Annotated in this window: 14 protein-coding genes; 11 read left to right on the top strand and 3 right to left on the bottom strand. The window is 57.9% G+C overall.

The annotated features are described in order from the left end of the window. Positions 1–189 precede the first annotated feature (189 nt). Entirely contained in the window at positions 190–834 is a 645-nt protein-coding gene (locus C2E19_RS24560) for an MBL fold metallo-hydrolase (RefSeq protein WP_129395451.1), read from the top strand. A 118-nt stretch (positions 835–952) separates the two neighbouring features. Next, on the top strand, positions 953–1,690 hold the full coding sequence (locus tag C2E19_RS24555; RefSeq protein ID WP_129395450.1) for an OmpA family protein: 738 nt from the start codon (positions 953–955) through the stop codon (positions 1,688–1,690). Positions 1,691–1,918: 228 nt separating this feature from the next. Here the strand turns inward: C2E19_RS24555 and C2E19_RS24550 are convergent, their stop codons facing one another. Beyond that, complete coding sequence (locus tag C2E19_RS24550) at positions 1,919–2,353, bottom strand: YhcB family protein (RefSeq protein ID WP_007917055.1); 435 nt, start codon at positions 2,351–2,353, stop codon at positions 1,919–1,921. Between the two features lie 144 nt (positions 2,354–2,497). Here C2E19_RS24550 and C2E19_RS24545 point away from each other — a divergent pair, with 144 nt between their 5' ends. The 3 genes from C2E19_RS24545 (at position 2,498) to zapE (ending at position 5,707) form a co-directional block, all read left to right on the top strand. Next, positions 2,498–3,142, top strand: coding sequence for an alpha/beta hydrolase (locus C2E19_RS24545; protein ID WP_129395449.1), 645 nt, complete (start codon positions 2,498–2,500; stop codon positions 3,140–3,142). A gap of 24 nt (positions 3,143–3,166) precedes the next feature. Beyond that, positions 3,167–4,522 (top strand): tryptophan--tRNA ligase, encoded by a 1,356-nt coding sequence (locus C2E19_RS24540; RefSeq protein ID WP_129395448.1) that lies wholly within the window; start codon positions 3,167–3,169, stop codon positions 4,520–4,522. A 90-nt stretch (positions 4,523–4,612) separates the two neighbouring features. Next, positions 4,613–5,707: a cell division protein ZapE gene (gene zapE, locus C2E19_RS24535; RefSeq protein WP_129395447.1), complete on the top strand. Its 1,095-nt coding sequence runs from the start codon at positions 4,613–4,615 to the stop codon at positions 5,705–5,707. A 137-nt stretch (positions 5,708–5,844) separates the two neighbouring features. On the opposite strand, the gene C2E19_RS24530 is transcribed toward zapE, so the two are convergent. Continuing rightward, a complete protein-coding gene (locus C2E19_RS24530) occupies positions 5,845–6,741 on the bottom strand; it encodes a GlxA family transcriptional regulator (RefSeq protein WP_174823981.1) in 897 nt (298 codons plus the stop codon). A gap of 250 nt (positions 6,742–6,991) precedes the next feature. Between C2E19_RS24530 and C2E19_RS24525 the strand changes: the two genes are divergently transcribed. Further along, complete coding sequence (locus C2E19_RS24525; protein WP_129395445.1) at positions 6,992–8,128, top strand: acyl-CoA dehydrogenase family protein; 1,137 nt, start codon at positions 6,992–6,994, stop codon at positions 8,126–8,128. A 101-nt stretch (positions 8,129–8,229) separates the two neighbouring features. On the opposite strand, the gene C2E19_RS24520 is transcribed toward C2E19_RS24525, so the two are convergent. After that, positions 8,230–9,270: an NADP(H)-dependent aldo-keto reductase gene (locus C2E19_RS24520; protein ID WP_129395444.1), complete on the bottom strand. Its 1,041-nt coding sequence runs from the start codon at positions 9,268–9,270 to the stop codon at positions 8,230–8,232. 245 nt (positions 9,271–9,515) lie between these two features. Here C2E19_RS24520 and rplM point away from each other — a divergent pair, with 245 nt between their 5' ends. The 5 genes from rplM (at position 9,516) to C2E19_RS24495 (ending at position 13,207) form a co-directional block, all read left to right on the top strand. Next, positions 9,516–9,944 (top strand): 50S ribosomal protein L13, encoded by a 429-nt coding sequence (gene rplM, locus C2E19_RS24515; protein ID WP_007917032.1) that lies wholly within the window; start codon positions 9,516–9,518, stop codon positions 9,942–9,944. A 14-nt stretch (positions 9,945–9,958) separates the two neighbouring features. Further along, the gene (rpsI, locus tag C2E19_RS24510) at positions 9,959–10,351 is read left to right on the top strand and encodes a 30S ribosomal protein S9 (protein WP_008080273.1); all 393 of its coding nucleotides are present in this window, start codon (positions 9,959–9,961) and stop codon (positions 10,349–10,351) included. A gap of 269 nt (positions 10,352–10,620) precedes the next feature. Then, a complete protein-coding gene (gene petA, locus C2E19_RS24505; RefSeq protein WP_129395443.1) occupies positions 10,621–11,214 on the top strand; it encodes a ubiquinol-cytochrome c reductase iron-sulfur subunit in 594 nt (197 codons plus the stop codon). Beyond that, positions 11,214–12,425, top strand: a complete 1,212-nt coding sequence (locus tag C2E19_RS24500; RefSeq protein ID WP_129395442.1) for a cytochrome bc complex cytochrome b subunit — start codon at positions 11,214–11,216, stop codon at positions 12,423–12,425. Before petA ends, C2E19_RS24500 begins: the two co-directional genes overlap by 1 nt. Continuing rightward, positions 12,425–13,207 carry a cytochrome c1 gene (locus tag C2E19_RS24495; protein ID WP_129395441.1) on the top strand — a complete coding sequence of 261 codons (783 nt, stop codon included), beginning with the start codon at positions 12,425–12,427 and terminating at the stop codon, positions 13,205–13,207. The genes C2E19_RS24500 and C2E19_RS24495 overlap by 1 nt, the downstream gene beginning before the upstream one ends. Positions 13,208–13,231: the final 24 nt, after the last annotated feature.

Here is a 13,231-nt window from a genome sequence, read left to right as displayed (position 1 = left end):
CTGGGTATGATGTGGCCCTTCCTGAATGCGGCCGCTACAAAATGTTGATTTTGCATCAGAATGAATACGATTGGCATCATATGGCCATCATTTTTATGAGCTGTTCGTCAGATATCCGATTGGCAACCTGTATCGGCTGTTGAAGTAGACTTCTGAAGTCAGCTTTTCAGTGTTTGCCCAGGATCACTCATGACCGTCATTGCTCCCAAACTTATCCGCGAAACCTTCCCCGTCGGCCCACTCCAGTGCAACTGCACCATCATCGGCGACCCGATCACCAAAAAGGCCATTGTCGTCGACCCGGGTGGCAATCCTGACCTGATCATCGCGCGCCTCGATGCTCATGGTCTGAAAGTCGTCAGCATCATCCACACCCATGCCCATCTCGATCACTTCCTCGCCTCCGGCCAGATGAAAGAGAAAACCGGTGCGACCCTGCACTTGCACAAGGAGGACCAGTTCCTCTGGGACAACCTTGAGATGCAGTGCCAGATGTTCGGCGTGCCCTACACCCCGGTGCCGGCACCGGATCGCTGGTTGAGCGACGATGAAGAACTCGCCTGTGGCTGCGGCGTGGCGCTGCATACGCCGGGTCATACGCCCGGTTCCATGAGCTTTTGGTTTTCCGAGGCTAAGCTGTTGATTGCCGGCGACACGCTGTTTCGTCGCGGCGTAGGGCGCACGGATTTGTGGGGCGGCGATCAGGCAACCATCGTGCGGTCGATCAAGCAGCGGTTGTACACCCTGGACGAAGATGCAACGGTGGTGACCGGGCATGGTCCGGATACGCGACTGGGTGACGAAATGCGCGAAAACCCGTTTGTGCGGGCGTAAATATTTTGTCACGAGTGCCCGGCGGAATTTTTGTGCATTGTCATGATCCAACGCCCGCGCAGGTCCATTTTACCCAGTGGCCGCTGCACCACAGAATGCGAAAAACCAGGAGCTCTCCATGTTCACCAAGCGTCGTTTGATTATTGTCGCTACTGCCGTGGCCTTGCTGTCCGGCTGCGCCTCGCCTAACCCGTATGACAATCAGGGCCAGGCCGACGGTGGCTCTCAAGGCATGAGCAAAACCGCCAAGTACGGTGGTCTCGGCGCTCTGGCCGGTGCTTTGGCCGGTGCTGCCATCGACCATAACAATCGCGGCAAGGGTGCCTTGATCGGCGCCGCTGTGGTGGGTGCTTCGGCGGCCGGTTACGGTTACTACGCTGACAAACAGGAAGCCAAGCTGCGTGCCAGCATGGCCAACACCGGGGTTGAAGTGCAGCGTCAGGGCGACCAGATCAAACTGATCATGCCGGGCAACATCACCTTCGCCACCGATTCGGCGAACATTGCATCGAGCTTCTATCAACCGCTGAACAACCTGGCCAACTCGCTGAAAGAGTTCAACCAGAACCAGATCGAAATCGTCGGCTACACCGACAGCACTGGCAGCCGCCAGCACAACATGGACCTGTCGCAGCGTCGTGCGCAGAGCGTGGCGACCTACCTGACCTCGCAGGGTGTCGGCGGTGCCAACCTGACGGCCCGTGGTGCCGGTCCCGATAATCCGATTGCCAGCAACGGTGACGTCAATGGCCGGGCGCAGAACCGCCGGGTTGAAGTCAACCTGAAGGCGATCCCGGGCCAGCAGTATGGTGGTCAGCAGCAACAGCAGCCGGGTACGGTTCAGCAGTATCCGTAAGCGATTGCCTGAATGAAGAAATGCCCGATCCTGTGATCGGGCATTTTTTTGTGTGGCCGGTTATGGCCTCATCGCGAGCAGGCTCACTCCTACAGGGGAATGCATTTCAAAATGTAGGAGTGAGCCTGCTCGCGATGGCGATCAAATCGGCACCACAAAACTATCAGGCACAAAAAAGCCCCCGGACACATCACTGTCCGGGGGCTTTTTGTTTTCAGCGAAGGCTGATTACTTCTTCAGACCATAATGCTCATCGAGCATGCCCGGCGAGTTCGGGGTCTTCGGTGCGTAGTCGCGTGGCGGCTCCTGATCGCGCGGTGGCGTCAGGCGTTCGCGTGGTGCCACTGCCGCGTCGGCATGCAGGGCGGCGATCAGGCGCTGGCGGGTCTGCTCGTCCAGGGCCAGACGATTGGCACCCTCGGCGAGATGGTCCTGCACTTCCTGATAGCTCTGGGTCAGTTTCTTGACCAGCATCGCGGTGCTGTTGAAGTGGGTGACCACCTCGTTCTGATAACTGTCGAAGCGTTCCTGAATATCATCCAGTTGACGCTGCGTGCGGCTCGGTGCGGCGTTCGGCGCAACGCGCGCGATCAGGAATCCAATGGCGACACCCACAACCAGGGCAAGAGTCGGTAACAACCAAACTAAGAGCGAGTGTTCCACGAGTCCTTCCTCTATAAACGGCTTTGCTTTACGTTAACGGCTCGAACCTGCGCTGTATACCGCGATTCACTCGCAATAGATTGGCACAGACAATTTGCTAGACGAGTCGACCCGATTCGAGGTCACGGAGTTCCTTCCTTGCTGATGCGTGAAACCCCCGTTGTGATTGATGGCCCAGTCGGCCAAATCGAAGCTCTGCTTCTCGAAAACAAGAGCTTGGATAACGAGCAGCCGCGCGGCATCGCGCTGATCTGCCACCCGAACCCGGTGCAGGGCGGCACCATGCTCAACAAGGTTGTCTCGACCCTGCAGCGCACCGCGCGCGACGCCGGCCTGATTACCTTGCGCTTCAACTATCGCGGCGTTGGTGCCAGCGAAGGTTCGCATGACATGGGCACCGGCGAAGTCGATGACGCCCAGGCTGCCGCCGCATGGCTGCGGGAAAAACACCCGGATCTGCCGATGACCCTGTTCGGTTTCTCCTTCGGCGGATTTGTTGCAGCAAGTCTCGGCGGCCGTCTTGAAGCGCAAGGCGTGCAGCTCAAGCACCTGTTCATGGTCGCGCCGGCGGTCATGCGTCTGGGCGAGCAGGATCAACTGCCGCAACACGGCGAACTCACGGTGATCCAGCCGGAAACCGACGAAGTCATCGAGCCTCAGCTGGTTTACGACTGGTCGGAAAAACTCCAGCGCCCCCATGAGCTGTTGAAAGTGGCAGAATGCGGACACTTTTTTCATGGCAAGCTGACCGATCTCAAGGATCTGATCCTGCCGCGTCTCTCGAATTGATTGCAGTCTGACAAGCGATTACCCATGACGAACCGTACCCGAATCCTCACCGGCATCACCACCACCGGCACGCCGCACCTGGGCAACTACGCCGGCGCCATCCGCCCGGCGATCCTTGCCAGCCGCGACAGCAATGCCGATTCGTTCTACTTTCTGGCCGACTACCACGCCCTGATCAAATGCGATGACCCGCTGCGCATCCAGCGCTCGCGTCTGGAAATCGCCGCGACCTGGCTGGCCGGTGGCCTCGATGTCGACCGCGTGACCTTCTACCGCCAGTCCGACATCCCGGAAATCCCCGAGCTGACCTGGCTGCTGACCTGCGTTGCCGCCAAGGGCCTGCTCAACCGCGCCCACGCCTACAAGGCCTCGGTAGACAAGAACGTCGAAACCGGCGAAGACCCGGACGCCGGCATCACCATGGGCCTCTACAGCTACCCGGTGCTGATGGCGGCGGACATCCTGATGTTCAACGCGCACAAGGTGCCGGTCGGTCGTGACCAGATCCAGCATGTCGAGATGGCCCGTGATATCGGCCAGCGCTTCAACCACTTGTTCGGTCAGGGCAAAGAATTCTTCACCATGCCCGAAGCGCTGATCGAAGAAAGCGTGGCGACGTTGCCGGGCCTCGACGGTCGCAAGATGTCGAAGAGCTATGACAACACCATCCCGTTGTTCTCCAGCGCCAAGGAGATGAAGGACGCGATCTCGCGGATCGTCACCGACTCCAAAGCGCCAGGCGAAGCCAAGGATCCGGACAACTCGCACCTGTTCACCCTGTTCCAGGCGTTCGCCACGCCGGCGCAGGCTGGTGAGTTCCGCAGCGAACTGCTCGGTGGTCTGGGTTGGGGTGAGGCGAAGAACCGTCTGTTCCAGTTGCTCGACAACGATCTCGGCGAGGCGCGCGACAAGTATCACCAGTTGATCGAACGTCCGGCGGATCTGGAAGACATCCTGCAGATCGGTGCGAAAAAGGCCCGTGCCGTGGCGACGCCGTTCCTTAACGAACTGCGCGAAGCCGTTGGCCTGCGTTCTTTCGTCAATCAGGTTCAGGTTGCCGCAACCACCAAGAAGAAAGCCGCGAAAGCCGCACGTTTCGTCAGCTTCCGCGAAGACGACGGCAGCTTCCGTTTCCGTCTGCTGGCGGCCGATGGCGAGCAACTGCTGCTGTCGCGTAACTTCGCCGACGGCAAAACCGCAGGCCAAGTGACCAAACAGCTGCAATCCGGCCAGCCGCTGGACGTGCGCAGCGAAGACCTGAGCTTCAGCGTCTGGCTGGAAGGTGATTGCGTTGGCGATAGCCCGGCGTTCGCCGACACGGTTGCGCGGGACGCGGCCATCGAGGCGCTGCGCATCGCGCTGACCCCGGTTCAGGACTAATCGGCGGCACGGTCCGACCAAGGGCCGATTGCCATTCCCACGGGCCGTCGCTACAGTGACGGCCCGTTTTTGTTGCCTTGCTAACGAATTATGACGCCCCTAGAACGATACCAAGCTGATCTGAAACGCCCGGACTTCTTCCATGACGCCGCGCAGGAAACTGCTGTGCGTCATCTACAGCGTTTGTACGAGGATCTGATCGCCGCCGATCAGAACAAACCGGGTCTGCTGAGCAAGCTGTTCGGCAAAAAAGATCAGACGCCGGTCAAGGGCCTGTATTTCTGGGGCGGCGTGGGTCGCGGTAAAACTTACCTGGTCGACACCTTCTTCGAAGCGCTGCCGTTCAAGGAAAAGACCCGCACCCACTTCCACCGCTTCATGAAGCGTGTGCACGAAGAGATGAAAACCCTCGGTGGCGAGAAAAACCCGCTGACCCTTATCGCCAAACGTTTTGCCGATGAGTCGCGGGTAATCTGCTTCGATGAGTTCTTCGTTTCCGACATCACCGACGCGATGATCCTCGGCACGTTGATGGAAGAATTGTTCAAGAATGGCGTGACCCTGGTCGCGACCTCGAACATCGTCCCGGACGGTCTGTACAAGGACGGTCTGCAACGCGCGCGCTTCCTGCCGGCGATTGCGCTGATCAAGCAGAACACCGAGATCGTCAACGTTGACAGCGGCGTCGACTACCGTTTGCGTCACCTCGAACAAGCGGAGCTGTTCCACTTTCCGCTCGACGAAGCGTCCCACGAAAGCCTGCGCAAAAGCTTCCGCGCGCTGACGCCGGAATGCACCGCTGCGGTCGAGAACGACGTGCTGATGATCGAGAACCGCGAGATCCGTGCCCTGCGTACTTGTGACGATGTGGCCTGGTTCGATTTCCGCGAACTGTGCGACGGCCCGCGCAGCCAGAACGATTACATCGAGCTGGGCAAGATCTTCCACGCCGTGCTGCTCAGCGGCGTCGAGCAGATGAGCGTCACCACCGACGACATCGCCCGTCGCTTCATCAACATGGTCGACGAATTCTACGATCGTAACGTCAAGCTGATCATTTCGGCGGAAGTCGAGCTGAAGGATCTGTACACCGGCGGCCGTTTGAACTTCGAGTTCCAGCGCACGCTGAGCCGCTTGCTGGAGATGCAATCGCACGAATTCCTGTCGCGGGCGCACAAGCCTTAAACAGTTCGCCAAATAAACAGGGCCTGCAATTGCAGGCCCTTTTTTATGCGCTGAAGATCAAAAGATCGCAGGCTTCGCCAGCTCCTACAGGTGTACGCCATTCTGTAGGAGCTGCCGCAGGCTGCGATCTTTTGTTTTTAGGCAGCCTGCTGAAACTGCTGTCGATACTGGTTCGGCGACAGCTCCGTATGCTGGCGGAACAGCCGCGCAAAGAAGCTCGCATCGTCGTAGCCGACCTCATAACTGATGGTCTTGATGCTCTTGCGGCTGCCGGACAGCAAGCCTTTCGCAGTCTCGATCCGCAGCCGTTGCAGGTAATGCAGGGGTTTGTCACCGGTGGCCGTCTGGAAGCGCCGCATGAAATTGCGGATGCTCATGCCGTGCTCGCGGGCGACGTCTTCGAAGCGGAACTTGTCGGCGAAGTGCTCTTCGAGCCAATGCTGGATCTGCAGGATGATCACATCCTGATGCAGCTTCTGCCCACCGAAACCGATGCGTCCCGGCGAATAGCTGCGCTGCACTTCGTAGAGGATGTCGCGGGCCACGGCTTGCGCGACGTTTGCCCCGCAGAAGCGTTCGATCAGATAGATATAGAGATCGCAGGCTGAAGTGGTGCCGCCGGCGCAGTAGAGGTTATCGGCGTCGGTCAGGTGTTTGTCCTGATTCAGGTAAACCCGCGGAAAACGCTCGGCGAACGCATTGAAGAACCGCCAGTAGGTGGTCGCTTCCTTGCCGTTGAGCAGGCCGGCCTCGGCCAGCCAGAACACCCCGGTGGCTTCGCCGCACAACACCGCGCCACGCGCGTGCTGTTCGCGCAACCACGGCAAGACCTGGGGATAACGGCTGCAAAGCGTATCGAAATCGTCCCAGAACGCCGGAAGGATAATCACGTCGGCGTTTTCCAGGCCGCCGTCGACCGGCATGACCACGTCACTGAAGCTGTTCACCGGTTTGCCGTCGGGGCTGACCAGGCGCGTTTCAAACGCCGGAGTCAGGCCGTGGCCCAGTTGCTTGCCGTAACGCAGGCTGGCCAGATGGAAAAAATCCTTGGCCTGCATGAGAGTGGATGCGAAAACCCGGTCAATCGCCAGGATGCTGACGCGCCGCAAGGGCGTGGAGACTTGCTTGGACATAATTCAACTTTTGTTTTGTTTTTATAAGGGGAAGTGGTCACCAGACGGCTGGATCGTCTTATTTTTTGTCGGATGTGTCCAGTGTCCTGTATCGCCGGTGGCGCTTAGTCTCTGAAGGTCATCCCCCTCCAACAACAAAGAAAGGTGCCGCATGATCCCCAGAACCTTGTTCAGCTCCGAGCACGAATTGTTCCGCGACAGCGTACGAACCTTCCTCGAAAAAGAGGCTGTGCCGTTCCACGCTCAATGGGAGAAACAAGGCCATATCGACCGCAAGCTCTGGAACAAGGCGGGGGAGGCGGGGATGCTTTGCTCGCACCTGCCGGAAGAGTACGGCGGTTTGGGGGCGGACTTTCTGTACAGCGCCGTGGTGATCGAAGAGGTCGGTCGACTGGGGTTGACCGGGATCGGTTTCTCGCTGCATTCGGACATTGTTGCGCCGTACATCCTGCATTACGGCAGCGAGGCACTGAAGCACAAATACCTGCCGAAACTGGTCTCGGGCGAGATGGTCACGGCCATCGCCATGACCGAGCCGGGTGCGGGCTCCGACCTGCAAGGCGTGAAAACCACCGCTGTGCTGGACGGTGACGAGTACGTGATCAACGGTTCGAAAACCTTCATCACCAACGGCTTCTTGGCAGATCTGGTGATCGTCGTCGCCAAAACCGATCCGAAAGCCGGCGCCAAAGGCACCAGCCTGTTTCTGGTTGAAGCGAATACGCCGGGCTTCGAGAAGGGCAAGCGCCTGGAGAAGGTCGGCATGAAGGCGCAGGACACCTCGGAATTGTTTTTCCAGGACGTGCGTGTACCCAAGGAAAACCTGCTGGGGCAGGCGGGAGCAGGGTTTGCCTATCTGATGCAGGAGTTGCCGCAGGAGCGTCTGACCGTGGCCATTGGGGGGCTGGCTTCAGCCGAGGCAGCGTTGCAGTGGACGCTGGATTACACCCGCGATCGCAAGGCGTTCGGCAAAGCGATTGCTGACTTCCAGAACACCCGTTTCAAGCTGGCGGAGATGGCCACCGAGATTCAGATCGGTCGGGTGTTTGTCGATAAATGTCTCGAATTACATCTGCAAGGCAAGCTGGATGTGCCGACGGCGGCGATGGCGAAATACTGGGGCACTGATCTGCAATGCAAGGTCCTCGACGAGTGTGTGCAGTTGCATGGCGGTTACGGCTACATGTGGGAATACCCGGTGGCCCGGGCGTGGGCCGATGCGCGAGTGCAGCGGATTTATGCCGGCACCAATGAAATCATGAAGGAGATCATTGCGCGGTCGCTTTGATCTTCGCTGCATTGGCTGGCCTCTTCGCGAGCAGGCTCGCTCCCACAGGGGAGCACCGTACCTGTGGGAGCGAGCCTGCTCGCGAAGCTTTTAGCGGTCAATCAAGGCGCTGGGTTCGGATGATCCTTGTGAATCGCCTCAATCCCTGCCAGTACTTCATCGGAGAGCTGCAGATCGAAACTGGCAATGTTGCTGTCCAGTTGCTCAAGCGTCGTCGCCCCGATGATGTTGCTGGTGACGAACGGTTGCTGGGTCACAAACGCCAACGCCATTTGCGCCGGATCCAGACCGTGTTCACGGGCCAGCGCGACGTAACGGCTGCACGCTGCTTCCGATTGCGCGTTGAAATAGCGGCTGAAGCGGCTGTAGAGGCTCAGGCGGCCTTTCGGCGGACGCGCGCCACCTTCGTACTTGCCTGAGAGGAAACCAAACGCCAGCGGCGAATAAGCGAGCAGGCCGCATTGTTCGCGGATGGCGATTTCCGCCAGGCCGACTTCAAAGCTGCGGTTGAGCAGGTTGTACGGGTTCTGGATCGACACCGCACGCGGCCAGCCACGGGCTTCGGCCAGCGCGAGAAAACGCATGGTGCCCCACGGTGTTTCGTTGGACAGGCCGATGTGACGAATCTTGCCGGCCTTCACTTGCTCGTCGAGCGCTTCAAGAGTGTCTTCCAGCGGAGTGAGATTGGCTTCGATCTTGTGCTTGTAGCCCAGCTGTCCGAAAAAGTTGGTGCTGCGCTCCGGCCAGTGCAATTGATACAGGTCGATATAATCGGTCTGCAGGCGCTCAAGGCTGGCATCCACCGCAGCTGTGATGTGCTGGCGATTGTGGCGCAGGTTTTTGTCGCGGATATAGTCGATGGTGTTGCCGGGGCCGGCGATTTTGCTGGCGAGGATCCAGTCGGCGCGGTCGCCGCGGCTTTTGAAGTAATTGCCGATGTAGCGCTCGGTTGTGGCGTAGGTTTCGGCTTTTGGCGGCACCGGGTACATCTCGGCGGTGTCGATGAAGTTGATCCCGGCTTCCTTGGCCCGTTCGATCTGGGCGAAGGCTTCAGCTTCAGTGTTTTGCTCGCCCCAGGTCATGGTGCCGAGGCAGATTGCACTCACGTTCAGGTCGGTACGGCCTAGCTGGCGATAGTCCATCGGATGCTCCTTGGGCAAAACAATCATAAAAGCAGGTTGAAATATTTTTCGCAATCTGCATAATTGCCGACCTCTTTCTGCAGTGGAAGTGATGCGCCGCCGCCGAAGAATCTTGCCGTTGAACGGACGCGCCGACCCGAGCCCCCGAAAGCGTCTGTATCCGGCTGCCTTTGACTTGTCAAAGTACGCACTATTCAGTAAGATCCGCCGTCTAATTTACAGGGCGGCCCCTGAGGCTATAAAGAATGAAAACTTTTACTGCTAAACCAGAAACAGTAAAGCGCGACTGGTTTGTCGTCGACGCTGCTGGTCAGACCCTGGGTCGTCTGGCCACCGAAATCGCGAGCCGTCTGCGTGGCAAGCACAAGCCTGAGTACACTCCTCACGTTGACACCGGCGACTACATCGTCGTAATCAACGCTGAGCAGATTCGTGTTACCGGTGCTAAAACCACTGACAAAATGTACTACTCCCACTCCGGTTTCCCGGGCGGCATCAAGTCGATCAACTTTGAAAAGCTGATCGCTAAAGCCCCTGAGCGCGTGATCGAGACCGCGGTTAAAGGCATGCTGCCTAAAAACCCACTGGGTCGCGACATGTACCGTAAGCTGAAAGTCTATGCGGGCGCTGCACACCCACATACTGCTCAGCAGCCCCAAGAACTGAAGTTTTAACGGAATAGTACATTATGTCGGCGACTCAAAATTACGGCACTGGCCGTCGCAAGACCGCAACCGCACGCGTTTTCCTGCGTCCGGGTACTGGTAACATCTCCATCAACAACCGTTCGCTGGAAAACTTCTTCGGCCGCGAAACTGCCCGCATGGTAGTTCGCCAGCCGCTGGAGCTGACTGAGACTGTCGAGAAGTTCGACATCTACGTCACCGTGATCGGCGGTGGTGTAAGTGGTCAAGCTGGCGCAATCCGCCACGGCATCACTCGCGCTCTGATGGACTACGACGAAACCCTGCGTGGCGCTCTGCGCAAAGCTGGCTTCGTTACTCGCGACGCCCGTGAAGTTGAACGTAAGAAAGTTGGTCTGCGTAAAGCGCGTAAGCGTCCGCAGTACTCGAAGCGTTAATTCCGCTTCCACGTTCAAAAAGAACGCCCGATTCCTCACGGAAGCGGGCGTTTTTTTATGCCTGCGATTTATCAAAAGAATTGCGCTGTGACAACTTGCCACATTCGTAGACCCCCTATACTGCAAGGCTTGAGGGTGAGAGCTCCGGGTAATTCCCTTGTCAGAATTGGGGCTTTTCATTACCATTCGGCAAAATTTTTATAAGTAACATTGATTTATTTAGTAGATGCCTGATTTAACAGGCCACAAAGCTGATGGGAGAGGACTGAATGAGCAATGACGGCGTGAATGCAGGCCGGCGTCGCTTCTTGGTAGCAGCCACATCCGTGGTGGGTGCTGCAGGAGCGGTGGGGGCTGCGGTCCCGTTCGTGGGGTCATGGTTTCCCAGTGCCAAGGCGAAAGCCGCCGGTGCACCGGTGAAAGTGAATGTCGGCAAGATCGAGCCAGGACAGCAGATGATTGCTGAGTGGCGCGGCCAGCCGGTGTTCATTGTCCGCCGTACCAAGGAAATCCTGGATAATCTGAAAAAGATCGAGGGCCAGCTCTCCGATCCGGATTCCAAAAACTCCACGCAACCCACCTATGTCGATCCTGAAGTGCGTTCGATCAAGCCGGAAATTCTGCTGCTGATCGGGATCTGCACACACCTGGGTTGCTCACCAACCTTCCGTCCCGAAGTGGCACCTGCGGATCTGGGTAAAGACTGGGTAGGCGGTTATTTCTGCCCTTGCCACGGTTCCCACTACGATCTGGCTGGCCGCGTCTACAAGTCGCAACCTGCGCCTTTGAACCTGCCAGTTCCCCCGCATTCCTATGAGACCGATGACCTGATTGTCATTGGCGTCGATACGGAGAAAGCGTGATGAGCAAGTTCATGGATTGGGTTGATGCGCGCTTTCCCGCGACCAAAATGTGGGAAGACCATCTCAGCAAGTATTACGCGCCAAAAAACTTCAACTTCTTCTACTTTTTCGGCTCCCTGGCGTTGCTGGTGCTGGTCAACCAGATCGTCACCGGTGTCTGGCTGACGATGAGCTACACGCCGTCGGCAGAAGAGGCATTCGCTTCCGTCGAATACATCATGCGCGACGTCGAGTACGGCTCGATCCTGCGTTTGTTGCACTCGACCGGCGCCTCGGCGTTCTTCATCGTGGTTTATCTGCACATGTTCCGTGGCTTGCTCTACGGTTCGTACCAGAAACCGCGTGAGCTGGTCTGGGTCTTCGGCATGCTGATTTATCTGGCTCTGATGGCCGAAGCCTTCATGGGTTACCTGCTGCCATGGGGCCAGATGTCCTATTGGGGAGCCCAGGTGATCATCTCGCTGTTCGGTGCGATACCGGTCATCGGTAACGACCTGACTCAGTGGATCCGTGGTGACTACCTGATCTCGGGCATTACCCTCAACCGCTTCTTCGCCTTGCACGTCGTCGCTCTGCCGATCGTCATTCTCGGCCTGGTGGTGCTGCACATTCTGGCGCTGCACGAAGTCGGTTCGAACAACCCTGACGGCGTCGACATCAAGAAGCACAAAGACGAAAACGGCATCCCGCTGGACGGCATTGCCTTCCACCCGTACTACACCGTGAAAGACATTGTCGGTGTCGTAGTGTTCCTGTTTATCTTCTGCTTTATTGTGTTCTTCTTTCCGGAAATGGGCGGCTACTTCCTCGAAAAACCAAACTTCGAGCAAGCCAACCCGTTCAAGACGCCAGAGCATATTGCGCCGGTCTGGTACTTCACGCCGTTCTACGCAATCCTGCGGGCGATCCCCGACAAACTCATGGGCGTCATCGCCATGGGCGCGGCGATTGCGGTGCTGTTCGTGCTGCCATGGCTGGACCGCAGTCCGGTCAAGTCGATGCGCTATAAAGGCTGGATGAGCAAAATCTGGCTGCTGGTGTTCTGCATTTCGTTCGTGATCCTCGGCATTCTGGGCGTACTGGCCCCGACGCCGGAGCGCACTCTGGTATCGCAGGTCTGCACCTTCCTGTACTTCGCCTACTTCATTCTGATGCCGTTCTACACCAGGCTCGAGAAGACCAAACCGGTTCCGGAAAGGGTGACTGGCTGATGAAAAAGTTATTTTTTGCTCTGATTTTCGCTGCTTTGCCTGTCCTGTCTTTCGCTGCCGAGCATGGTGGTCCGGAACTGGAAAAAGTCGACATCGACGTCTCCGACAAGGCTGCCCTGCAGGATGGCGCGCGGACCTTTGCCAACTATTGCATGGGTTGCCACAGTGCCAAGTTCCAGCGTTACGAGCGGGTTGCCGATGACTTCGGTATCCCGCACGAAATGATGCTGGAAAAACTGGTGTTCACCGGCGCGAAGATCGGCGATCACATGAACATCGGCATGCAGCCGGCCGACGCCAAGACCTGGTTCGGCGCGGCGCCACCGGACCTGACCCTGGTGGCTCGCGTTCGTGGTACCGACTGGCTCTACGGTTACCTGCACTCGTTCTACGAAGATCCGGCACGTCCTTGGGGGGTGAACAACAAGGTCTTCCCGAACGTCGGCATGCCGAACGTACTGGTCGGCCTGCAAGGTCGTCAGGTCGTCGGTTGCAAGCAGGTGCAGATCGTCGAGGACGGCAAGAAGCAATACGATCCGCTGACCGGTACGCCTTTGACGCATGAAGCGTGTGATCAGCTGACCATCGTGCCGAAGACCGGTACTCTGAATGCAGAGCAGTTCGATGAGAAGGTCAAGAATCTGGTAACCTTCCTGGCTTACTCGGCTAACCCGGTTAAGCTGCAACATCAGCGCATCGGTACTTATGTCTTGCTGTACCTGGCGTTCTTCTTTGTGTTCGCCTACCTGCTCAAGCGTGAATACTGGAAAGACGTGCACTGATACGCTTCAAGCATTGCTGTTAAT

The sequence above is a fragment of the Pseudomonas sp. DTU12.3 genome (assembly GCF_004124275.1).
Taxonomy (GTDB): domain Bacteria; phylum Pseudomonadota; class Gammaproteobacteria; order Pseudomonadales; family Pseudomonadaceae; genus Aquipseudomonas; species Aquipseudomonas helmanticensis.
Note: the sequence above shows the minus strand (reverse complement) of the source record. Positions and strands in the feature narration are given on the sequence as shown.